Source organism: Mucilaginibacter rigui, assembly GCF_014773275.1.
Lineage (GTDB): Bacteria > Bacteroidota > Bacteroidia > Sphingobacteriales > Sphingobacteriaceae > Mucilaginibacter > Mucilaginibacter rigui_A.
The window spans coordinates 248,641-270,946 of the sequence record NZ_JACWMW010000002.1 but is presented as its reverse complement, the minus strand read 5'-3'; the positions used below and the strand labels follow the sequence as shown (position 1 = coordinate 270,946).

General features: G+C 43.1%; 24 protein-coding genes and 1 pseudogene. 15 read left to right on the top strand and 10 right to left on the bottom strand.

From position 1 onward, the window contains the following. Position 1: 1 nt before the first annotated feature. The 3 genes from IDJ75_RS08295 to rsfS all read right to left on the bottom strand — a co-directional run bounded on the left by IDJ75_RS08295 (position 2) and on the right by rsfS (position 3,268). Positions 2-640 carry a LutC/YkgG family protein gene (locus IDJ75_RS08295; RefSeq protein WP_191175163.1) on the bottom strand — a complete coding sequence of 213 codons (639 nt, stop codon included), beginning with the start codon at positions 638-640 and terminating at the stop codon, positions 2-4. 81 nt (positions 641-721) lie between these two features. After that, entirely contained in the window at positions 722-2,833 is a 2,112-nt protein-coding gene (gene ftsH / locus IDJ75_RS08290; RefSeq protein ID WP_191175162.1) for an ATP-dependent zinc metalloprotease FtsH, read from the bottom strand. Between the two features lie 60 nt (positions 2,834-2,893). Next, the gene (rsfS, locus tag IDJ75_RS08285; protein WP_191175161.1) at positions 2,894-3,268 is read right to left on the bottom strand and encodes a ribosome silencing factor; all 375 of its coding nucleotides are present in this window, start codon (positions 3,266-3,268) and stop codon (positions 2,894-2,896) included. A 92-nt stretch (positions 3,269-3,360) separates the two neighbouring features. On the opposite strand from rsfS, the gene IDJ75_RS08280 reads away from it, so the two are divergent. From IDJ75_RS08280 to pfkA, 4 genes are all read left to right on the top strand, one after another. Further along, the gene (locus IDJ75_RS08280) at positions 3,361-4,086 is read left to right on the top strand and encodes a biotin--[acetyl-CoA-carboxylase] ligase (RefSeq protein ID WP_317173751.1); all 726 of its coding nucleotides are present in this window, start codon (positions 3,361-3,363) and stop codon (positions 4,084-4,086) included. 1 nt (position 4,087) lies between these two features. Next, positions 4,088-4,540 (top strand): protein-disulfide reductase DsbD N-terminal domain-containing protein, encoded by a 453-nt coding sequence (locus tag IDJ75_RS08275; protein WP_191175159.1) that lies wholly within the window; start codon positions 4,088-4,090, stop codon positions 4,538-4,540. 4 nt (positions 4,541-4,544) lie between these two features. Then, positions 4,545-6,290 carry a protein-disulfide reductase DsbD family protein gene (locus tag IDJ75_RS08270; protein WP_191175158.1) on the top strand — a complete coding sequence of 582 codons (1,746 nt, stop codon included), beginning with the start codon at positions 4,545-4,547 and terminating at the stop codon, positions 6,288-6,290. 119 nt (positions 6,291-6,409) lie between these two features. Continuing rightward, positions 6,410-7,387, top strand: a complete 978-nt coding sequence (pfkA, locus tag IDJ75_RS08265) for a 6-phosphofructokinase (RefSeq protein ID WP_191175157.1) — start codon at positions 6,410-6,412, stop codon at positions 7,385-7,387. Positions 7,388-7,597: 210 nt separating this feature from the next. On the opposite strand, the gene IDJ75_RS08260 is transcribed toward pfkA, so the two are convergent. Then, on the bottom strand, positions 7,598-9,493 hold the full coding sequence (locus IDJ75_RS08260; RefSeq protein ID WP_191175156.1) for an SPFH domain-containing protein: 1,896 nt from the start codon (positions 9,491-9,493) through the stop codon (positions 7,598-7,600). A gap of 425 nt (positions 9,494-9,918) precedes the next feature. Here IDJ75_RS08260 and IDJ75_RS08255 point away from each other — a divergent pair, with 425 nt between their 5' ends. From IDJ75_RS08255 to rplS, 8 genes are all read left to right on the top strand, one after another. Next, positions 9,919-10,467: a 30S ribosomal protein S16 gene (locus IDJ75_RS08255; protein ID WP_191175155.1), complete on the top strand. Its 549-nt coding sequence runs from the start codon at positions 9,919-9,921 to the stop codon at positions 10,465-10,467. Between the two features lie 75 nt (positions 10,468-10,542). Continuing rightward, positions 10,543-11,070: a ribosome maturation factor RimM gene (gene rimM, locus IDJ75_RS08250; RefSeq protein WP_191175154.1), complete on the top strand. Its 528-nt coding sequence runs from the start codon at positions 10,543-10,545 to the stop codon at positions 11,068-11,070. A 188-nt stretch (positions 11,071-11,258) separates the two neighbouring features. Beyond that, positions 11,259-11,702, top strand: a complete 444-nt coding sequence (locus IDJ75_RS08245; RefSeq protein WP_191175153.1) for a hypothetical protein — start codon at positions 11,259-11,261, stop codon at positions 11,700-11,702. 27 nt (positions 11,703-11,729) lie between these two features. Next, positions 11,730-12,626: a hypothetical protein gene (locus IDJ75_RS08240; protein ID WP_191175152.1), complete on the top strand. Its 897-nt coding sequence runs from the start codon at positions 11,730-11,732 to the stop codon at positions 12,624-12,626. 10 nt (positions 12,627-12,636) lie between these two features. Further along, on the top strand, positions 12,637-12,837 hold the full coding sequence (locus IDJ75_RS08235; RefSeq protein ID WP_224746542.1) for a helix-turn-helix transcriptional regulator: 201 nt from the start codon (positions 12,637-12,639) through the stop codon (positions 12,835-12,837). A gap of 23 nt (positions 12,838-12,860) precedes the next feature. Further along, complete coding sequence (locus tag IDJ75_RS08230) at positions 12,861-13,262, top strand: VOC family protein (protein ID WP_224746541.1); 402 nt, start codon at positions 12,861-12,863, stop codon at positions 13,260-13,262. 79 nt (positions 13,263-13,341) lie between these two features. Then, positions 13,342-14,016 carry a tRNA (guanosine(37)-N1)-methyltransferase TrmD gene (gene trmD / locus IDJ75_RS08225; protein WP_191175151.1) on the top strand — a complete coding sequence of 225 codons (675 nt, stop codon included), beginning with the start codon at positions 13,342-13,344 and terminating at the stop codon, positions 14,014-14,016. A 202-nt stretch (positions 14,017-14,218) separates the two neighbouring features. Next, entirely contained in the window at positions 14,219-14,566 is a 348-nt protein-coding gene (rplS, locus tag IDJ75_RS08220; protein WP_191175150.1) for a 50S ribosomal protein L19, read from the top strand. A 505-nt stretch (positions 14,567-15,071) separates the two neighbouring features. Here the strand turns inward: rplS and IDJ75_RS08215 are convergent. The 4 genes and pseudogenes from IDJ75_RS08215 to IDJ75_RS08200 all read right to left on the bottom strand — a co-directional run. Beyond that, positions 15,072-15,725: pseudogene (locus IDJ75_RS08215) on the bottom strand (phosphatidylserine decarboxylase family protein); the annotation flags it as partial. Between the two features lie 27 nt (positions 15,726-15,752). Next, the gene (locus IDJ75_RS08210) at positions 15,753-16,592 is read right to left on the bottom strand and encodes a phosphatidate cytidylyltransferase (protein ID WP_191175149.1); all 840 of its coding nucleotides are present in this window, start codon (positions 16,590-16,592) and stop codon (positions 15,753-15,755) included. Then, the gene (locus IDJ75_RS08205) at positions 16,589-16,801 is read right to left on the bottom strand and encodes a hypothetical protein (RefSeq protein ID WP_067056593.1); all 213 of its coding nucleotides are present in this window, start codon (positions 16,799-16,801) and stop codon (positions 16,589-16,591) included. The genes IDJ75_RS08210 and IDJ75_RS08205 overlap by 4 nt, the downstream gene beginning before the upstream one ends. Continuing rightward, positions 16,782-17,723: a CPBP family intramembrane glutamic endopeptidase gene (locus IDJ75_RS08200; protein ID WP_191175148.1), complete on the bottom strand. Its 942-nt coding sequence runs from the start codon at positions 17,721-17,723 to the stop codon at positions 16,782-16,784. Before IDJ75_RS08200 ends, IDJ75_RS08205 begins: the two co-directional genes overlap by 20 nt. Before the next feature lie 38 nt (positions 17,724-17,761). On the opposite strand from IDJ75_RS08200, the gene dusB reads away from it, so the two are divergent. Together dusB and apaG are read left to right on the top strand one after the other, a co-directional pair. Next, on the top strand, positions 17,762-18,754 hold the full coding sequence (gene dusB, locus IDJ75_RS08195) for a tRNA dihydrouridine synthase DusB (RefSeq protein WP_191175147.1): 993 nt from the start codon (positions 17,762-17,764) through the stop codon (positions 18,752-18,754). Positions 18,755-18,802: 48 nt separating this feature from the next. Continuing rightward, entirely contained in the window at positions 18,803-19,189 is a 387-nt protein-coding gene (gene apaG, locus IDJ75_RS08190) for a Co2+/Mg2+ efflux protein ApaG (protein ID WP_191175146.1), read from the top strand. A gap of 252 nt (positions 19,190-19,441) precedes the next feature. Here the strand turns inward: apaG and IDJ75_RS08185 are convergent, their stop codons facing one another. Together IDJ75_RS08185 and IDJ75_RS08180 are read right to left on the bottom strand one after the other, a co-directional pair. Beyond that, on the bottom strand, positions 19,442-20,101 hold the full coding sequence (locus tag IDJ75_RS08185; RefSeq protein WP_191175145.1) for a hypothetical protein: 660 nt from the start codon (positions 20,099-20,101) through the stop codon (positions 19,442-19,444). 106 nt (positions 20,102-20,207) lie between these two features. Then, entirely contained in the window at positions 20,208-20,924 is a 717-nt protein-coding gene (locus tag IDJ75_RS08180) for a zinc metallopeptidase (RefSeq protein WP_224746540.1), read from the bottom strand. A gap of 131 nt (positions 20,925-21,055) precedes the next feature. Between IDJ75_RS08180 and IDJ75_RS08175 the strand changes: the two genes are divergently transcribed. Further along, positions 21,056-22,198 carry an NAD(P)/FAD-dependent oxidoreductase gene (locus tag IDJ75_RS08175; protein WP_191175144.1) on the top strand — a complete coding sequence of 381 codons (1,143 nt, stop codon included), beginning with the start codon at positions 21,056-21,058 and terminating at the stop codon, positions 22,196-22,198. Positions 22,199-22,306: the final 108 nt, after the last annotated feature.

Sequence of the window (22,306 nt, the reverse complement as noted above, 5' to 3'; positions counted from 1 at the left end):
ACTATCCATCCAATAAAAAAACAAACAGTTCTTTAGGGCCGTGGGCCCCCAAAACAAGTGTTTTTTCAATATCGGCAGTACGGCTTGGGCCTGTTACATGGGTTATCATAGATGGAATGCCGGTGCCGTATTTTTCCTTCAGCAGTTTAAAACCGTCTTTAAGATCTAGCACCAATTGTGAGGTATATGCCAATACAATGTGTACCGGGGGGTAAATGCTTAAACGCCTGCCTGCTGCATTGCCGTTTGAAAGCAATATGGTGCCGTTACGGGCTATCAAAGCTTCGCAAAGGGTAAAGCCAACTTCGGCCTGGTCAAAATCTTTATCGGTTTCAAAAAAGGGGTAATCGTACTGTTTAAGCATGTCCTGCAAAGCTGGCTCCCAGCAATATATTTTATGCCATTTACGTTCTTCGGCAAGCTCCAGCAGGTTTTCTATAAACTGCACCTCATCTTCGCAAAAAACAAACTGGCCGCTAACAGCTGTAAACTCTTCAGCAAAAAGTACTTCCAGCATCTCGTCGGTTGGCGGATACATAGGTAGGTCTTCCAGATTTGGATAGGGGTTATCGCGTTTCTCTAAAAGCGCTTTGCGCACCTTTTTTAACAGCTTTTCTTTAGATGTAGTAATATCCCTCATGTAAAATCAAAAGTAATAAGTATAAAGCAAAAAGTCGCAAGCCTTTGCCAGACTTACGACTTTTTACTTCGAACTTAAAAATTATTCTTTAGTTGCATCGGTTTCTTCAGGGTTCCTATCAAAGGTACCGGAGTGATCACCAACACCTTCATGAACCAGGTTTTGTGCAGCCGGGTCCTGGTTTGATTCCGGGCCATTCACAAATTCATCATAAGTGGTGCGGTTATCAAACGGGCGTTTGCCCAATATCTCTTCCAGATCCGACTGGAATAAAATTTCTTTCTCTATCAACTTGTTGGCCAGTTTCTCTAAACCATCGCGCTTTTCGGTCAGCAAACGTTTTGTGCTTTGGTAAACATCACCAATAAGAGCACGCACCTCGTTATCTATCAATTCAGAAGTTTTTTCTGAATATGGTTTATTAAACTGGTATTCGCCTTGTGTATCGTTGAAAGAAACGTTACCCACTTTTTCGTTCATACCGTATATGGTAACCATGGCATAAGCCAGTTTGGTAATACGTTCCAGATCGTTTTGCGCACCGGTTGAGATTTTACCGAAAGTAAGATCCTCGGCAACACGGCCACCCATGGTCATGCTCATGCCGTCAAGCAATTGCTCTGTAGTATACAGGAATTGTTCTTTCGGCAAATACTGGGCATAACCCAATGCAGCAACACCACGCGGCACTATAGACACCTTCACCAACGGATCGGCATGCTCCAGGAACCAGCCTGCAATAGCGTGGCCAGCTTCGTGGTAAGCCACAATGCGTTTTTCTTCCGGAGAGATGATCTTGTTCTTCTTCTCTAAACCACCAATAACACGGTCAATAGCATCCTGAAAATCCTGCATATCAACGGCCTCTTTGTTTTTACGGGCAGCTATTAAAGCGGCTTCGTTACAAACGTTAGCAATTTCTGCACCCGCAAAACCAGGGGTTTGTGCCGATAGTTTTTTAGCATCAACTCCTTCTGCCACCTTAACAGGTTTTAAGTGAACCTTAAAGATCTGCTCGCGGCCAATCAAATCGGGTTTGTCAATAGATACCTGCCTGTCAAAACGCCCCGGGCGCATTAGTGCGCTATCAAGTACATCAGGGCGGTTAGTTGCAGCAAGTATAATAATGCCGCTATCGGTACCGAAACCATCCATCTCAACCAGTAACTGGTTCAGGGTGTTTTCGCGCTCATCATTGCCACCCATCATCGTGTTTTTACCACGGGCACGGCCAATAGCATCGATCTCATCAATAAAGATGATACAAGGGGCTTTATCTTTTGCCTGTTTGAACAAGTCGCGAACACGTGACGCACCCACACCCACAAACATTTCCACAAAGTCGGAACCCGACAGCGAGAAGAAAGGTACCTGTGCCTCTCCTGCAACGGCTTTGGCCAATAACGTTTTACCGGTACCCGGCGAACCAACCAGCAATGCACCTTTTGGTATTTTACCACCCAGATTGGTATATTTTTTAGGATTTTTAAGGAAATCTACAATCTCCATAACCTCTTGTTTGGCCTCTTCAAGCCCGGCAACATCATTAAATGTAACCGATACCTGGGCTTCTTTATCAAACAAGGTAGCTTTTGATTTACCAATGTTAAAGATCTGGCCACCTGCGCCACCACCAGCACCACCGCCCATACGGCGCATTATAAACAACCATACACCAACAAGCAGCACTGCCATTATAACACATTGCACCAGCCAGTTGCTTAGCAGGTTTTCTTTACCTTGCTGGTATTCAATAGCGGTTTTTTGCGCATCGGGTACATCTTTTTGTGCTGCCGCGATAGATTGCTTTAAGCTTTCGTAAGAGGCGTCAGTAAAATTATACTGAGGGTCGTTAGATACGCCCAGGCCGCGTTGCCCTTTTCCGGCATCGGCGTATTCGGGCTTTGTTAAACTGTCTTTTTTAATAAAAACTTCGGCGGTTACCAGGTCGCCATTTTTGTAGGCCACAATTTTTTCAACATCGCCGGTGCGAAGCATCCTGGTGCTAAACCTTTGAAAATCTATTGATTTTCCGGTGCCGCCGCTCATAAGTGTAGGCACTACCAATATACCAATAATAGCAATGGCGTAAAGCCACATCAGGTTAAACTTTGGTGGTTTTGGTGTAACTTTTTTATTCGGAACCTTGCGTAAAGGTTTTGGGGAATCTGACTTCTTATCTTTAATTTCCATGTTCTACAAGCTCAAGTATCAATCTGTTAGTAATTTAAAAGGGTATTAATTTGAGCTTTCTTAAGCGCTTTTATAGCTTTTAATTTCAGCATCACCCCATAGGTCTTCAACACCATAAAACTCTCGTTTGTCGGTCCTGAAGATGTGTATGACAACATCTATATAATCCAGCAGTATCCATTCGCCATGCTCAAGCCCCTCTTTGCGCCAGGGGTTCTGTTGTATAGCTTTATAAATTTCTTCCTCAACACTATGTGCAATTGCTTTTACCTGTGTGGCCGAATCGGCATGGCAAATTACAAAGTAATCTGCTACCGAACTGTTTATATTACGAAGATCAAGCCTTACCAGATCATTCCCCTTTTTTTCCTGCATGCCATGTATGGCAAGTTCAGAAATATAGGCGGATTCATTTATCACTTTACTTTTTACCATTAAAAAGATTTAGTTTTGAACGATTTCGGGTTTAATAATATTATACGTTGCAAAATAACATATTTTCAGGATTATTTGTTGGACAAAATTTAGTGACACTAAAAGAAGTTGACTCTACAAACACATTCCTTAAAAATATCCTGTCAAATTCCAAGCCAGTACCTGATGGAACGGTCATTATGGCAGAGCGCCAGTTTGCGGGCCGTGGCCAGCGCAATAACACCTGGCATGCAGAGCCGGGCAAAAATTTAACCTTCAGCATATTGTTACGCCCATCTTTTTTATCGGCATCGCAGCAGTTTTACCTTACCTGTGCCGTTAGCATGGGTGTATATGACGCACTGTACCCCCTGTTGCGTGACAGCCTGAAGATAAAATGGCCAAATGATATTTATTTTGATGATAGCAAACTTGGCGGGATGCTTATTGAAAACATATTGCAGGGCAGCCAGATAAAGCACTCGGTTATAGGTATCGGGCTTAACGTAAACCAGGAGGTTTTTGCACCCGACGCGGTTAATGCTACTTCTATAAAGAAGATATTACAGAAGGATTATGAATTAAAAAATATATTAGCAGAAATTTGCAACCACATTGAGGGCTATTATCTGCACCTAAAAGCCGGAAGGCTGGAGTTTGTAAGGAATATGTACTTAAGCCGACTATATTGGTTAAACGAAGTTCGACAATTTAAGTCGAACGGTCATATTTTTGAAGGCACTATAATAAATGTTAAAGAAAACGGTTTGCTTGTAGTAAAGCAACAAAACGGCGAACAGGAATATAACTTAAAAGAAATAGAATTTTTAAATAAATAAGATGAAGAGATTATTTTTAGCGGTTACCGCATTATTAATAACTATAGGTGCAAAGGCACAGATAGAATCGCACGTAAAATGGTCGTACGCGGCTAAAAAAATCAGCGCGACAGATGCTGTTGTATTGATAAAGGCTACTATTGACCAGGGCTGGCATATCTATTCACAAAATGTTAAAGAAGGCGGGCCAATTAAGACGAGCTTTACTTTTGCCCCGTCAAAAGAATACGCATTGGTTGGCAAACCCAGCGAACCAACGCCTATAACCAAGTACGAAAAAACTTTCGGTATGAATGTTGGCTACTTTGAAAACTCGGTTGTATTTCAGCAAAAGGTAAAACTTAAATCGGCAAAGGCTTCAGCAGTTAAAGGTAAGCTGGAGTTTATGACCTGTAACGATTCAAAATGTCTTCCGCCAGACGAAGTAGAGTTTTCTATCCCGTTAGGTAAATAATATAATGAAGACAACAGCCATTAAACGCACCCTGCTGCGCAGCGTATTCTTGTTTTTAGTAGCCATTTTTGCTTTTGTGGTTTTAGCACCGAAACAGCTTAGAGCGCAAACGCCCGACACTGTTTCTACAAATGATGTGGAATTTACGGAGGTGCCATCGGCCTCTCAGCAGGTCATCGCCAACAAAAAAAGCGCAGATTCGCTGGCTAAAATAAAGGCAGATTCTGTTGCAAAAGCAGGTGTGAGTAAAACGGATGCCACAACAATTAAAGCAGATACCAACACAACCGATATCCCCAAAAGCCTTTGGCAATTATTTATTATTGGCTTTTTAGGTGGTTTCGCGGCATTTTTATTGCCTTGTGTTTATCCTATGTTGCCATTAACGGTTAGCTTTTTTACAAAAAGAGGGGGAAGCAGGGCCAGCGCTATCTGGCAATCATGCCTGTATGGGTTCTCCATTATATTTATATATGTAGTTTTTGGCCTGCTGATCACCATTATATTTGGTCCAGCTGCGTTGAATGGTCTGGCTACTAATGGCATCTTCAATTTCTTTTTCTTTTTGATGCTGGTAGTGTTCGGGGCTTCATTCCTTGGCGCATTTGAGATTACACTGCCCAGTTCATTAGCAAACAAGCTCGACGCCAACTCTGATAAAGGTGGCTTTGCGGGGATCTTCTTTATGGCTGCTACGTTGGTAGTCGTATCATTCTCATGTACTGGCCCTGCTATTGGCGGTGTGCTTTCAAGCGCGTTTACCAAAGGCGACAGGCTTGCCCCGGCAGTGGTGATGTTTGGTTTTTCGCTGGCTATTGCTTTGCCGTTTACCATATTTGCTACGTTCCCATCGGCATTGAAAAGCCTGCCAAAATCTGGCGGGTGGTTAAACAGCGTTAAGGTGATCCTTGGGTTTATCGAGATCGCATTTGCCCTGAAGTTTTTATCGAATGTAGACCTGGCTTACCATTGGAACCTGATAGACCGCGAGGTTGTTCTTTCCCTTTGGATAGCCATTGGTATATTAATGAGCTTATACCTTATAGGTAAGATCAAATTCTCGCACGATAGTGATGTAACGCATTTAACGGTTACCCGTACGTTCATCGCTATGGGCATGTTTGCCTTTACTATATACATGGTGCCCGGCCTTTGGGGCGCGCCGTTAAAAGCCATCAGCGCTTTACTGCCGCCTTTAAGCACGCAGGATTTTGATATCTCGGGCGGTGGGAGCAGTGCTGCTATTGCAACGCCGGCAAATACATCATCAACCATAAAAGTAAAGAAATACGAAGAGCTATTTAAGCGCCTGCCAAAGGTAAAGGGCCTTGATGAATGGTACGATTATGACCAGGCGGTACAGCTTTCAAAAGAACTGCATAAGCCCATATTTATTGACTTTACCGGCTGGAATTGTGTTAACTGCCGCCAAATGGAGCAAAACGTTTTGCCTTACCCGGAAGTATTAAAGAGGTTGCAGAACGACTTTGTGATACTGCAAATGGTAATTGATGATAAAACGGAATTGCCTAAAGCAGAACAATATAATTCGCCCGTTCAACGAAAAGATATTACTACCCTGGGGGGTAAATGGCTCGATCTGGAGATAAGCAAATATGGATCAAATGCGCAGCCTTATTATGTTATTACCAACGAAAAGGGCGAGCCCCTTGTTAAACCGGTAGGCGCAACAGACATAAAATCCTTCATTTCCTATCTGGATAGTGGGATAGCAGCCTATAAAAAATAGGCAGGTAAAAAAAATTAGTGTAAATTCGCGGAACTTTACGGAAACGATGCAGCAACCCTGTATGGCTTTTGTAAAGTTCTTTCTGTTTACACTTACAAAGCGACAGCGCCCTTTAAAAAATGACGCAGATCAAAAATATAGGAGTTTTTACTTCAGGTGGTGATGCACCAGGTATGAATGCCGCCATCCGCGCGGTAGTACGTTCGGCAACTTATTATGGAATTGAGGTTACCGGTATCCGCCGTGGATACGAGGGGATGATTAATGGTGAATTTTTTACCATGGACAGGAAATCTGTTTCCAATATCATTCAGCGCGGAGGCACCATTCTTAAAACAGCCCGCAGCGAACAATTTAAAACAACCGAAGGCCGCAGATTGGCTTACGACCAGCTAAAGAAGCATAACGTTGATGCCCTTGTTGCTATTGGTGGTGATGGTACTTTTACCGGGGCACGTATATTCGGTACCGAATATGATATCCCGGTTGTTGGTTTACCCGGCACTATTGATAACGACCTTTTAGGCACCGATTTTACCATCGGTTATGATACTGCCATTAATACCGTAATTGACGCTGTGGATAAGATCCGCGATACAGCAGAATCTCACGACAGGGTGTTTATTGTTGAGGTGATGGGCCGCGATAGTGGATTGATAGCCCTGCGTACCGGTATTGCATCAGGCGCGGAAGCTATTGTTATTCCGGAAAGTAAAACCAATATTGATGCTCTTTGCGAGCGCCTGGAGCATGGCCGTAAGGATAAATTATCCAAAATTGTAATCGTTGCCGAAGGAGATGACGCAGGTGGCGCTTTCGAGATAGGTCGCCACGTAAAGGAGCGTTTCCCGCATTACGACACAAGGGTTTCTATATTAGGCCACATCCAGCGTGGTGGCAGGCCATCATGCCAGGACAGGGTATTGGCAAGCCGCGTAGGTGTTGCCGCTGTTGAAGCTTTAAGGGATGGCCACCGTAACGAAATGATAGGCGTTATCCATAACGAGATCTCATACACACCGTTTGAGCATGCCTGCAAACACAATGTTGAAATAAACCCCAACTTTTTAAAGATAGTAGAGATACTGGCGATATAAGTTTGGTTGAAGAAATATAAAAAAGGGAAAGCCGCTCAACTTGAGCGGCTTTCCCTTTTTTATTAAATCCGTCATTGCCACGCTATCGCTCGCAATGACGGTTGGAAATTAGAAGCGCAGGCCTCGTGCGATTCCTTCCCCCGGGAAGGAGGAGGAAGGGGTTAATAAAGCGACCTCGTTAACCCCTTCCGAGGGAGGGAATTGGCTGGATTACTCCGCCTTTGGCGTTACATCCACCACTTTAGCATCACCTTCGCATTGCAGCTTTTTAAGCATTTCGCTGCCAATTAAAGCATCTATCATACCATTGCCTCCGCCGTTTTGGCCGTTAACCAAAATCTCGGGCACCAGTTTAATGCCATTGCTGGCTAAAGCTTCGGCCACGCGGACTATAGCGTATTGCTCGGTACCCATGGCTTCGGTTTTTTGTTTGGTAACCTCGGCTTCGGCCAAACCTATGGCCTTTATTTTACCGGCATCGGCAGCACCATTAACCTCGGTTGCGTTGGCATCCGCTTTAGCATTAATAGTTTTGGCTTCAGCATCGGCTTTGGCAATGATGGTTTTGTTCTCGGCATCAGCCTTAGCGTTAATGACTCTCGATTCAGCATCACCCTTAGCTGCGGCAACTTTTGAGGCGGCCATTTGGGTGTTTATCTCCACCTGGCGGGTTGATTTTACCACCTCGGGCTGCATATCGGCACCGGCTTTGGCGCTTTCAAATTCCTTACGCTCAATTTGTGCGCTTTTTTGAATTTCGTAAGTAACGCGTTCTTGCTCGGCTATTTTACGGTCGGTAAGGGTTTTCATCAGGGCTTCGGGCGGCACAATGTCACCGATTAGGGTATCTACGCCTTCTACATTATAGTCGGCCAGTACTTTGCTGATCTGCGCACGGGCATCCTCCTGTCTTTGCGACCTGTTTGTCAGGAACTCTATCACACCGCTTTTTTGCGCCGAGTTACGGAAATAGTTGGCAATAGTGGGCTCCAGTACCTGCGATACCAGGTTTTTTGTATTACCAAACCTTGCAATAACCTTTGGCGCATCGTTACGCGGGATATGGATGATCTGAGATACATCCAAATTGAATGTAAACCCATCAGATGAACGTACGCTGATGGTACACAGGTTTTTATCCAGCTCGTGGCTTTCGGTACGGCTGTTTGCCCAGTTAAGCACAATATTGGTGGTAGGCACTATCTCAACCGTGTGGGTATAAATGTTTACAGGGTGCTTGCCCGGGTCGAGCGGTTCATCCCAAACACCCTTGTCGTATTTCTTCACAATATTACCGTGGGTAAAACCTACGCCGCTGGTATCTTTACCTTCGGGGCCTACGAATGAGTTAACCACACCAACATACCCAATGTGGATATGCACCATCTCTACCTGCTCAACAATGGCAAACCATGGGTTAAGGTAATAGGTCCCTGCCAGGATAACGTCTTCCTGTAAACCTTTTTTACCGCCGGCTTTAATGAAAGCCATGGGGTCCTGGTAGTTACGGTGCCCGGCAACCGAGCCGCCGGCAATTTCGCCTTTATCCAAAGGCTCACCATCCAGCGTGGTTACTATACCCACCTTGTTTTCGTGGATGCTGGTAGTTGGCACCATCATAATCTCGAACAGGAAGGTGTTGATACGATAGTTACCCGGAGTTAAAAATGCGGCCTGCGGGCCTTTTTGACCATTGTTTTCAAGAAAGGCCTGCGAATCCTGGAACTTGTCGCAGTCCACAGGTTTGCCCAGCACACGGCCAATATCCATAGGGGCGCCGTCTTTAGCTTTTACAAGGCCCAGCTTATCCTGCGGCACAACTGTAAAAGCCTCCATAGTAATTACATACTGCCATGGCCACATGCGCCAGTAAAGGCCCGGGGCAAGTGGCTTGGCCTGCATACCGGCTTCGCCATTAATGGCAATGATACGGCCATCGGGCAGCCGTTTGCTGCCATAAAGGGTAAATTTTTTAACAACCAAACCAATGCGGTCATCCGGAACGATGATCATACCACATAATACCCGCAATACAAATTTGTAAAGCAGAATAGCACCCACCAGCGGAAATACCCACCAGAATTGGATCAATAAATTTTCAGACATTTTGTTTAAGTGATTAATTTAACGGGGCCCTTAAGGTGCGGGCTCCTCACAATAACTTATAGCTTTATAAGACCTTGGCTATATAGTGATATTATGATGCCGGTGAATTATTCTTGTTACAAAAAATAGCGAAAATATTTTTAAGCGATGCATCAATGTATATGTGGGTCTACTCACCCCCCCCCCTTCGCTTCTCTGGTCGACCCTCTCTGCTGCGCAAAGAGGGCGAAGAAGTGAGAAATAAAAAAGCTCCCTCTCTTGCGCAGCAGAGTCAGTTAACTAATAAAGCGGACAATCCATCTTTATAGTAAGAAATATCCCTACCTAATTAATTACAAGCCTTTTATATATAAATAATAATTTATACCTTTGCATCCCCGCAGAAAGAACTCCGGGGACAATGTTGAATACATAAAAATAAAAGAATGGCAACTAAGATCAGACTGCAAAGACACGGTAAAAAAGGAAAACCTTTTTATTACATCGTAGTAGCAGATGCCCGTGCTCCAAGAGACGGTCGTTTTATTGAGCGTGTAGGTTCATATAACCCTAACACCAACCCAGCTACAATCGACATCAATTTCGAAAAAACTCTTGAGTGGGTAAACAATGGCGCACAGCCAACAGACACTTGCCGTGCAATACTGTCATACAAAGGCGTATTATACAAAAAACACTTACAAGGCGGTGTTAAAAAAGGTGCTTTAACCGAAGAACAGGCAGAAACTAAATTTGCTGAGTGGTTAGATCAAAAAGACAGCAAAATAACAGGTAAAAAATCAAATCTTAACGCTGCAAAAGACGAAGCCCGTAAATTGGCTTTAATTGCTGAAGCTAAAAAGAAAGAAGATAAAGCTGCAGCTATCGCTGCTAAAAATGCTCCTGTAGCTGAAGAAGTAGAAGAAGAAGCAACTGAGGCCCCGGCTGAAGAAGCTGCTGCTGATACCGAAACTGAAGCAGAAAGCGCTGAGTAATTATTGAACGCAAGTTCTAAGCAAATGGCGAAGTAACCCAACGGTTCTTCGCCATTGTTATTTAACCGTATCGTTATGAAAACCGAGGATTGTTTCAGGCTGGGCAGCATTTTAAAAACCAAAGGCCTTAAAGGCGAAATGCAGGTATATATTGATTTTGAAGGCGCGGAAGCTATCAAGATCAAATCGTTATTTGTGGATATTGCGGGTAAGCTGGTGCCTTATTTTGTAAGCTCGATAAAGTTTTTGCAAAAGAACCAGGCTTACCTAAACCTGGAGGATATAGATACTATTGAAAAGGCAACCATGCTGGTAAAAAAGGACATCTACCTGCCTAACAAGGTAAAGCCTAAAAAGAAGAAAGAAGAGTTTACCCTTAAAGATGTAAAAGGCTTTATTGCGGTTGATGAAACACACGGTGAACTGGGCGAGATACTGGATGTAGTTGAATATCCGCAGCAGCTTATCGCATCTGTAAATTTTAAAAATAAAGAGGTACTGTTCCCGCTGAATGTAGAGATCATAAAAGGAATTGACGTAGAAGGCGGCGAGATTTATATTGCCTTGCCGGACGGTTTGCTGGATGTTTATTTAGAGGGATAACATAATCGGGTTTTTTTCAGGCAGAGACGCTAAGACGCACATAATTTGCAGTTTTAGCGCCTTTTTTGTTTTATAAAGGCCGCTTTTATTCCTCCTTTGCAAGGAAACTTTAATAGATAAAAAAAATGTCAAATATATTTGACATTTGTAAAGTTTGTTTTACATTTGGTAAATCAAACTTTACAATTATGAAATCACGGTTTTTGTTTCCACATTATTATCGAAGGATAGGGTACTTCTGTTTTATAGCGGTTGTTCTATTTGCCATTGCTTTTAAAATTCTGCATCCGCATGGTTTTGCACAGGAGTTGCATCATGACGCACAGCCGGGAATGAAGCTCTCGCATGACACTACCGCTTTGCTGTTGCTTTTCGGATTGATATTTATCGCCTTCTCTAAAGAAAAAATAGAAGATGAGCATATCTCGCTCATCAGGTTGGAATCATTACAGTGGGCGGTATATTTAAATTATTTTATACTGGCCATTTGTGTTGTATTTACCAATACAATTGAGTTGATGTATATAATCTTAACAGCGGTATGGGCGCCACTGATATTCTTTATTATCCGCTTTCGCTGGATGATCTTCCGCCTTAACAGGGACGCTGCAAAAGAAGTTGACTTATCATAATAATGTACACCATTAAACTTTACAATTATGAAATCACGATTATTATTTCCCCACCGCTTTAGGCTATTCGGATGGCTTTTGGCATTGCCAGGCTTTGTACTTGGCTATATGGTTGTTTATAACGACTACAAAATTCCGGGTTTTGGTATGCAGCTTAGAGAGCAGAGCCAATTATTTTTACCCGCTTACGAAAATTTTACAAATGAACTTGCCTTAACATTGGTAGTAGGCGGCTTAATTTTCATCGCGTTTAGCAAGCAGAAATTAGAAGATGAACTAACGGCGAACATTAGGCTTAATGCTTTGTATTGGGCCATATTGGCTAATTATGTTATGTACGCGATGTTTTTAATTACAGCAGCCATAAATAATGTTTTGCAATTGCGATTGATCGAGAAGGCGATTGAAGTTATTGCCAGTGGCTTTACCTTTATGACTTATAATTTGTTTACGCCATTGGTTATTTTTATGGCTCGTTTTTATTACCTTTTATATAAACGTAACGATGAGTACGAAATAAAAACTATCAAATTTTTACCGAATAAACCCTATCGCCTTATTGGGCAAACACTATCTGTCGCTTTTGCTGTGATGATAATAGCTCAAAGCATTAAGCGCGAAGATATCACCTGGCTGTTTTATACACTGCCCTTACCAATGTTAATATGGGTATTCTCTAAAGAAAAACAGGAAGACGAGTATATTAGCGCTATAAGACTCGAGGCTATGCAACTTTCGGTGTATGCAAACTACATTATATTATTGATAGCAAATTTTGCTTTTTACAGCACCGACTTTTTATTTGTTATGGCCTTCAACTTTGTTACTATCCCGGCCATTTTTTTAATAGTATTTCACTATCGATTATACAAAATCCGGAAACCGGATGTGGCTTCAGCAAAAAGCAACCTAAACCTGTTGTAATAAACGCATTATGAAAAACACCTTGCGTGTAGAACGCGCTATAAAAAACATAACCCAGGCCGAACTTGCTGAGGCCATTGGTGTATCGCGGCAAACCATTAATACTATCGAGAGTAATAAATACGTGCCATCTACCGTACTGGCTTTAAAAATAGCCCGGGTTTTTAATAAACCGGTTGAAGCTATTTTTGAGCTGGAAGATGTTGATTAATAAACTATTACCTAAATTAGCATATGGCAACACCAATATTTGCACCGATGCTCATTATCCCCAATGGGGTAACCGATGTAAGTTTTTACACAAAAGCCTTCGATGCGGAAGAAGTACACCGCTTTAGCAATGATGATGGCAGTATCCACGTGGTAGAGTTTTCTATTGGCGGGGCAACGTTCCATTTGCATGAGCAATGGGAAACCACACTGATAAGTCCAACAAGAGCGAATGCAAGTACCGTATCTGTAAATATTTTTGTTGATGATGTAGATGCCGTGGTTGCCCAAGCCGTTGCTGCCGGAGCTAAGATCACCTCGCCTGTACAGGACTTCGACTATGGCTACCGCCAGGGCGATCATCGACATTTTTGGCCATTGCTGGCAAATACAGAAAAAGATATAGGGGAGAATCAAGACTTTTAGAATCAGGAATCAAGATGAAGGGAAAAAATCTTGGTTCTTGATTCTTTACTCTTGCTTCTAATAAAAGTATCTTTGCCCAATGCGTTTTGATATCATCTCTGTTTTGCCCGGTTTGTTAGAAAGCCCCTTTGCCCATTCTATTTTACAGCGTGCGCAAAAAAAGGGCGTTGCAGAAATTGTGGTGCATAACCTGCGCGATTATGCCACCGGCAAGCAAAAAAGTGTTGACGATTACCCTTATGGTGGTGGCAGCGGTATGGTGATGACCATACAACCATTTGCGGCTTGTATAGAGAAACTAAAAGGCGAGCGCGAATATGACGAGATTATTTTCATGAGCCCCGATGGTGAAACACTGAACCAAAATATAGCTAATCAGCTATCCATCAAAAAAAACGTCATTATACTTTGCGGCCATTATAAAGGGATTGACCAACGCATCCGCGACATCTACGTTACACGCGAGATCTCGATAGGTGATTATGTACTCTCGGGCGGTGAACTGCCCGCAGCGGTGCTGGTTGATGCCGTAGTGAGGCTGATACCCGGCGTATTGAACGACGAGACTTCGGCCCTGTCTGATTCTTTCCAGGATGATATGCTGGATGCACCTGTTTATACACGCCCTGCCGATTGGAACGGGCATAAAGTGCCCGACATACTGTTAAGCGGAAACACGCCCGAAATAGAAAAATGGCGTTTTGAGCAGGCCCTTGAGCGTACCAAACAAAGGAGGCCCGACCTGTTGGAGTAATAAAGAATAGTTAATTGGTTTGAGTAGCGCATAGTTTAAAACCACTCTCATAATCAACTCAATCAACCAAAAAACCAGCACAACTTGTTAACAAAATACAATTTGTGGAAATTTTAAAAATAGGTTTTTATATTTCAAATAATATCCTTATTATTGCACTCCGATTTTTACGGGTTAAAAATCGCTTTAAGAGCTAAAAATCATGGATTTAGTAAAATTTGTAGAAGAACAAACAGTAGTTAAGAATACCTTCCCGTCATTTAAGGCCGGTGATACTGTTAGTGTGCATTATAAAATCAGAGAAGGTAATAAAGAACGTATCCAGGTTTACCAGGGTGTTGTTTTACAACGTAACAGCGTTGGTAACAGCGAAACCTTTACTGTACGTAAAGTTTCTAACGGTATAGGTGTTGAGCGTATCTTCCCTTACAATTCTCCAAATATTGATAAAGTTGAAGTTAACAGCGTTGGTAAAGTACGTCGCGCTAAACTTTACTACCTGCGTGCCCTTACCGGTAAAGCAGCTCGTATCAAGTCAAAAAGGGTTTAATTATCTTTTCGCCGCAAGGCGGATACATATACAGCTTACAAGAACCTGCACTTTTCAGTGCGGGTTTTTTTGTGTTGAGGCAGATTACTGCCACTTCCTTCACACGTGTCATTGCGAGGAGCGATAGCGACGTGGCAATCTTCGAAATGCTTATCGCCTACTTTTCTATCGAAGATTGCTACGCTCGCAATGACAGGTCGGTTATAGACCGCCAACAAAAAAGCCCCAATGCAATGCATCAGGGCTTCAAAATATATTTAAGAGAACCTTATTTTTTATCGTTCTTCTTAACCGCTTTGGGTGTTGCAGCAGTTTTTGCTGCCGGTTTTTTTGCCGGTGCAGGCTTAACTACAGGCTTTTTCTTAGCTGTGGGTTGCTCTTTCTCTATATCGTGTTCAATAACCAATGTTTCTTCACCATGTTCATCGGTTAAGGGCTCGGTATGGTCAGGGATGGTTTCGTTAACAACATCCGATGTTTCATCGGGTAATGCTACGTTGTTGGTTAATTCGGCCAGTACAGTGCGCCCGCCCTTAACAACCTGGTTAAGTTCAACGTTTATTTTGGTGCCCAGCGGCAGGAAAATATCCACCCTCGACCCAAATTTAATAAAGCCAAATTGCTGGCCCTGTTCAACCACATCGCCTTCTTTTACATACCAAACAATGCGGCGTGCAAGCGCGCCAGCTATCTGGCGGAACAATACCTGTGTGCCCTCGCTGTTTTCGGTTACAACGGTTGTGCGCTCGTTCTCGGTTGATGATTTTGGGTGCCATGCAACCAGGTATTTACCCGGGTGATATTTAAAATATTTGATAACGCCGCTTATCGGGTTGCGGTTTACGTGCACATTTACCGGCGACATAAATACTGATAACTGTATGCGCCTGTCTTTTAAAAACTCAGGTTCGTCGGTTTCTTCAATTACCACCACCTTGCCATCTGCAGGGCATAGTACATGCGATTCATTTTTGCTGATATGTAGTATGGGACTGCGGAAAAACTGTACAATGATTAAAAAAAGCAAAAACGACAGGATGTAAACTATCCATTTTACAACATGCGCATCCGGGAAATAAAATGAGATAAGTGCGTTCAATACAAAAATGAACAGCACCGTTAATGCAAGTGATGTATATCCTTCTTTATGAAAAGTCATTATATAGGCGAATAAGTTTTTACAAAATTAAACATTTACAACGAAGTACAAGTATGTATAAACAATAGGTGCGGCTATCAGTAATCCGTCAAACCTGTCAAGCAACCCGCCATGGCCGGGTAATATGTTGCCGGAGTCCTTGATGTTGATGCTTCGTTTAAACATTGATTCTACCAGGTCGCCAAGGGTGCCAAAGCACGAGATCAGGATCCCTACAGACATCCAGTGCTTCCAGTTCAGCTCAGGGAAGTACAGGCTGATGATATAACCAACCCCTGCGCTGATAACTACACCTCCAATAAAACCCTCCCAGGTTTTTTTAGGGGAGTGGCGCTCAAACAATTTGGTGCGGCCAATGCTCATGCCAACCAGGTAGGCACCGGTATCGTTAGCCCAAAGCATTAGCAAAAAGCCAAGCGGGATATGAACAGTATATGGGCCGCTAACATAGGCCAGTGCATGGAAAAACGTAAAGGGCACTATTACAAACACAACCCCTAAAATGGTGTAACCAATATTGGCAAAAGGGGCAACGGATATTTTAAATAACTCGAAAATAAATACCACAATTACAGCAAGGGGAACTAAAAACAGCAGCGTATAGCCTATGTATTTACTGCCTTCGCCGGCTGGTGCTAAATATGCGGCATAAGTAATAAATGCAAACGCGGCGTAAATAAGCGCCCCGGTTAATAAGCCTGCTGGTATATTGGGGGAGGCGGTATCTTTCTTAATAAGTGTATAAAACTCATATAGGCAAAACCCGCTCAGTAATAAATAAAATGCCCCGAATACATTATGCCCCAGCAAAAAGGAGCCTATCATCACTATAGTAAAAAAGAAGCCTGTTATGGCGCGTGTCTTCATAAATTAATCTGGTTCAATATCATTATTTCTATAGCGCTGCTAAAGTTTTCCTGGTGCACGTAAACCTCAATATCGCCAAAAGCCTGGTGCGATGATGCCTGCCGGTTAAGCAATACGGCATCAATCTGGTACCCGGTAAGTACCTGTTTCACAATTTCTGACTGATAAAAGTTCGACGATGTAAAAATTTTAACCCAGTTCTTCTCCATTTAATTCGGGCTGTTTTTTGCCCAATGCTATCTTTTTATAAACTAACAGCAAAATTATAATAATAATCAGGCTAAATATATACTGCCACCAACTAAATACAGTCGTATCATCGGGGTTTAGCTTAATATACTTTTTTTGATACAGGTAAGTTATAACAACCGCCGAGCCATTATTTAAAAAATGGCCCCAAACCGCAGGCCAGATGCTGCCGCTCCAGGCAACAAAATAGCCAAACAACGCACCCAGCAGCAGGCGGGGTAAAAAGCCGTAAAATTCCATATGGAAGGCACTAAAGATTGCCGCGGTAACCCAAATAGCAACATGCGTGTTTTTAGTCCATTTTTGCAGAATGGTTTGTATAACGCCACGAAACATAAACTCTTCGGCAATGGCGGTTAGCAGGCCTATGAGAATGATGTTTTTAATACAATCCCCAATGGTTTGCATGTTTAGTATAGCGCCGGTCATGCGGCGCGCGCTTTCCTCACTTTCCTTCATCCACCTTTCAAGTCCGTTTAGCCATTTTGGCAAAACCATTTGCTGGTTTATATTGCTTAAAAATTCAATAAGCGGCGGCGAGAACAGCATCACAAAAAAGGCGACTATAAAAAGCATCCACGGAATACGGATAGTTGGCTTTATATATTGCGACGGGGCTTTTGCCACCCAATAGCCAAAAATAACAGGGGCTAAAAATATAGGGATGGTAGTGGTTACTATTTGTAATATGTATAAAGCGGGAATGCTTTGCGGGTTGGTAAAGTTTAGTTGCGCTATCTCCATTACCAGGTTAAGACCATACATAACCGCTATAATGGCTATCCCCAATAAATTCCCGATGATGAATATCGCCGCAAAAACAACCACAAAAAGAAGGAATTGTAATCCCGGTGACATTTGATTTACAGGCGTTTTCATCATATAGCTTAAATTGCGTAAATTTGCAACGAATATAATCCATGTCTGTACAAATAGGAAATATTGATTTAGGGGAGTTCCCGCTGCTGCTGGCACCGATGGAAGATGTGAGCGATCCGCCTTTCCGTTATGTGTGTAAGCAAAACGGGGCTGATATGATGTACACGGAATTTATCTCATCCGAAGGGTTGATCCGTGATGCTGCCAAGAGCCGCAAAAAACTTGATGTTTTTGAATACGAGCGCCCTATTGGCATCCAGATCTTCGGCAGTGATATTGAGCACATGCGCGAGGCTACCGAAATAGCGTCATTGGCAGGGCCCGATCTGATGGATATTAATTACGGCTGCCCCGTTAAGCAGGTGGCATGCCGCGGCGCAGGCGCAAGCCTATTGCAGGATATTGACAAAATGGTGGCTATGACCAAAGCAGTTGTGGAAGCTACACACCTGCCGGTTACCGTTAAAACCCGCCTTGGCTGGGATGATAATACCAAAAATGTTTACGAAGTTGCCGAACGGCTGCAGGATGTAGGTATTAAGGCATTAACTATCCACGGCCGTACCCGCTCGCAAATGTATAAGGGCGTTGCCGACTGGAGCCTTATCCATGCGATTAAGAAGAACCCACGCATCAAGATCCCGATATTTGGTAACGGGGATATTGATTCGCCGGAGAAGGCCGCCGAATGGCGTATGCAGTTTGAGGTTGATGGCATGATGATAGGCCGCGCGGCCATTGGTTACCCGTGGATCTTCCGGGAGATAAAACACTACTTTAAAACCGGCGAACACCTGGAGAAACCCACCATTGCCGAACGGATTGAGGTTTGTAAAACCCATCTGGAAAAATCAATGGAGTGGAAGGGGCCTAAAACCGGTATTTTTGAAATGCGCCGCCACTATAGTAACTATTTTAAAGGCGTTCCCGACTTTAAGGAATACCGCATGAAACTGGTTACCGCGGCTACGGTTGAAGAAATTATGGATATTTTAGCCCAGGTAGATAAAAAATATGCTTTTGAAATGGCGTAATATTTGTTTGCATGCTATATATTTGAATATAACGATACAATAAGAACAATGGCCACTACTATAACTGAAGGTGTTAAGGTTTCAGTGGAAACAATTTACCAGCCCGAATACTCTAACCCGATGAATGATCATTTTATGTTTGCCTATAGGGTGAATATTGAAAACATGGGTAACTACGCCGTGCGTTTAGTGAGCAGGCACTGGTATATCTTCGACTCAAATGGCGCCAAGCGCGAAGTTGAAGGCGAAGGTGTTGTTGGCCTGCAGCCTGTTATTGAGCCCGGCAGTTCGCACGAATACGTAAGCGGCTGCAACCTGAAAACCGACATGGGCAGCATGAAGGGCGAATACCAGATGGAGCGCCTGCTGGACAATTCAGTATTCAACGTACAAATCCCCGAGTTTTATTTGATTGCGCCTTACAGGTTAAATTAAAAAATAAGAATCAAGATATATTATATGCCCCGACAGAAATGCCGGGGCTTTTTTGTTGCCGAATTTTACAGCGTATTTAAATGAACAGTGGCGGGGGGGAAAGGTGAGGATGGAATCTATATAATTCATATAAGTTAATTAACACACGGCCTCATTTTGTTATTCTTATTCCTATATGTTCGCACCCAAACTATATTAACCCACAGGCATGTGAACTACTTTTGGGGGCTTTACAAACCGGTTAAAATTAGATTATTTTTCGCCTGCAATAATTTCGCCGCCAGGTATTTTGCTGTAAGCATACTCGCTTACTATAATTTCATTTGTAGTAGTTTCGTGGCTTAATTTTATCCATCCAAAATAAGGTTCACCATTAATTTTTAGGGCGATGCCTAAATATTTATCGGCTTTGTTTGCCCATAAGCCTTCAACTGTGGTTTGCGATCCGGCAGAAACAATACTCACAATAGAGGCTTTTTGCTGATTTGATGTCCATTTAATATTGTTTTCTTCGGTCGGCTCAATTAATTCGTTTTTATTGAAAGGATATGCCCATAAACTACCGTTAACCAACTGTTCTCCGTTTTTTACAAATAGTTTGTTGCCACTATTGGTTTTTCCGTAAGCGGACAAGTATAAATGTTGTTTCCCGTCATGCATAATCAGTACGCTCGAAAAACTTATATCGGTTGTTCCATCCCCATTAGCATCCAAAAAAATGTGTTTATTATAACCAAGTTTTATGTTCAGCTTGCGGTAAACTATATTAGCCGATGATGGCTGGGTTTCCCCGCTTACAGGTGTGGTTTCAATCGGGTCGGCTGGTATAACAATTTCACCGGTGTTTTTATCTTTTTTACATGCGTTGAGTGCCAATGCTACTACCGCATAAAGCAATATATATCTTTTCATAGTGCATACATGACGGTGCTTTACCGGGAAGTGTTACAGTAGCAGAAAAAAACGCCCCGAAAACTCCGGGGCGATCTATATTTTTGTCCTTTATCAAAAAAACGGCTTAGTTACGGCGGTTAAACAGGAATGATGCATAGTAAACCAATGTAGCCAGGGCGCTTAAGGCAGCAACCACGTACGTCATGGCGGCCCACCAAAGGGCATCTTTAGCCTGCGCATGCTCTTCGCGGGTTTGCATAATGGTGTAATTGTTATTTAACCAGGCCAGTGCGCGCTGGCTGGCATCAAATTCAACCGGCAGGGTAATAAAACTAAACAGGGTTACTAATGCCAATGCGCCAACACCAACGGCCAGTACAAGCGGGTTATGTGTAAAAAACAACAGCATAATACCAATCATCAGTGTCCATTGCGTAAGTGTTGATGCCACATTAACTACCGGCACCATTGATGAGCGGAAGCTTAACCAGCTGTAAGCCCTGGCGTGTTGTACCGCGTGCCCGCACTCGTGCGCGGCAACAGCGGCAGCAGCAATACTGCGGCTATGGTACACATCGGGGCTCAAGTTTACTGTTTTATCTTCGGGGTTGTAATGGTCGGTTAGCTGGCCTTCAACAGATATTACACGTACATCGTAAATGCCATTATCTTTCAGCATACGTTCGGCAACATCCTTGCCGGATAGGCCCGACAGTAAAGGCATTTCGGAATACTGCTTAAATTTGCTTTTAAAACGGAATTGCACAATAAAGCTTACCAATGCTATCACAATCATGAGTAGCAAGGCCGAATTGTAAGATACAAATAATAGGGTCATCATTTTTCAATAGTTTTTGTAAAAAGGGTATTTCAAAAAGCATTCCAGTTTAAGTAAAAGGTAAAATTCAAAAGTCAAAAAATGAATCTGCCGATATTCACTTTTTTGATTTTTTACTTTTTAAATTTGACTTAATGGACAATGGGAACTTTTCCTACTGGGAGCGCACCGCTTTTATTGATAACGCAGATGTAATCATCATAGGCAGCGGCATTGTGGGCCTTAGTGCGGCCCTGCATTTAAAAACCCGCGAGCCAAATTTGAAGGTGCTGGTTTTAGAGCGCGGTTTTTTGCCCAGCGGGGCCAGTACAAAAAATGCAGGTTTTGCCTGTTTCGGCACAGTTTCTGAACAATTGGAGGCCCTTAAACACACGCCCGGCGAAGAGGTTGCCCGCCTGGCCAATTACAAATGGCGGGGATTGCAGCGCTTACGTCAAAATCTGGGCGATAAAAATATCGACTATCATCAGCACGGCGGCCATGAGCTTTTTATGCATAGCGAAGATGCGTATGCGAATGAAGCCATAGAAAATATCAGCCGCCTGAATAACTTATTAAAACCCGCTATTGAGGGACATGACATTTATGCAGTTGCAGATGCTAAAATTGCAGATTTTGGCTTTAATGGGGTAAGCCACATGATCTATAACCCTTATGAGGGCCAGATACATACCGGTAAAATGATGCGGACGTTGCTCAATAAATGTTACCAAAAAGATGTACTGGTTTTAAATGGGTGCGAAATAAAAGACATCCACAATGATAATAACGGGGTGCGTTTAACATCCCCGCAGGGAAACTTTAAAGCTGCGAGGGTGATTATGGCCACAAACGCCTTTGCAAGGCAACTATACCCCGCTTTGGAGGTTGTTCCCGGACGGGGGCAGGTGCTGGTTACCAAACCTGTGCCAGGGCTAAAAATAATTGGTACCTACCATTTTAATGACGGGTATTATTACTTCAGAAATATTAACGGCAGGGTGCTATTTGGCGGAGGCCGTAATATTGATTTTACTGCCGAAGAAACCCCGGAATTTGGCCACACTGCCGCCGTTAAACAAAAACTGACCGATTACCTGCATAACATGATCTTACCGGGGCAAAATACCGAAATAGATTACTGGTGGAGTGGCATTATGGGTTTTGGTGAAGAATTAAGCCCCATAGTAAAACAGGTGAAACCTAACATATTTTGCGCTGTACGCTGCAACGGCATGGGCGTAGCCATGGGTAGTTTGGTAGGGGAAGAGGTAGCGGATTTGGCTTTGTCCTCATAGTTCCCCTCTTGAGAGGGGTTAGGGGTGTGTTATGGAAGCGGTAATTGTAAGGCGACGAAACCCACCCTTATCCGTACACATATCCTGCCACATCCCTCCAAGGGTAGC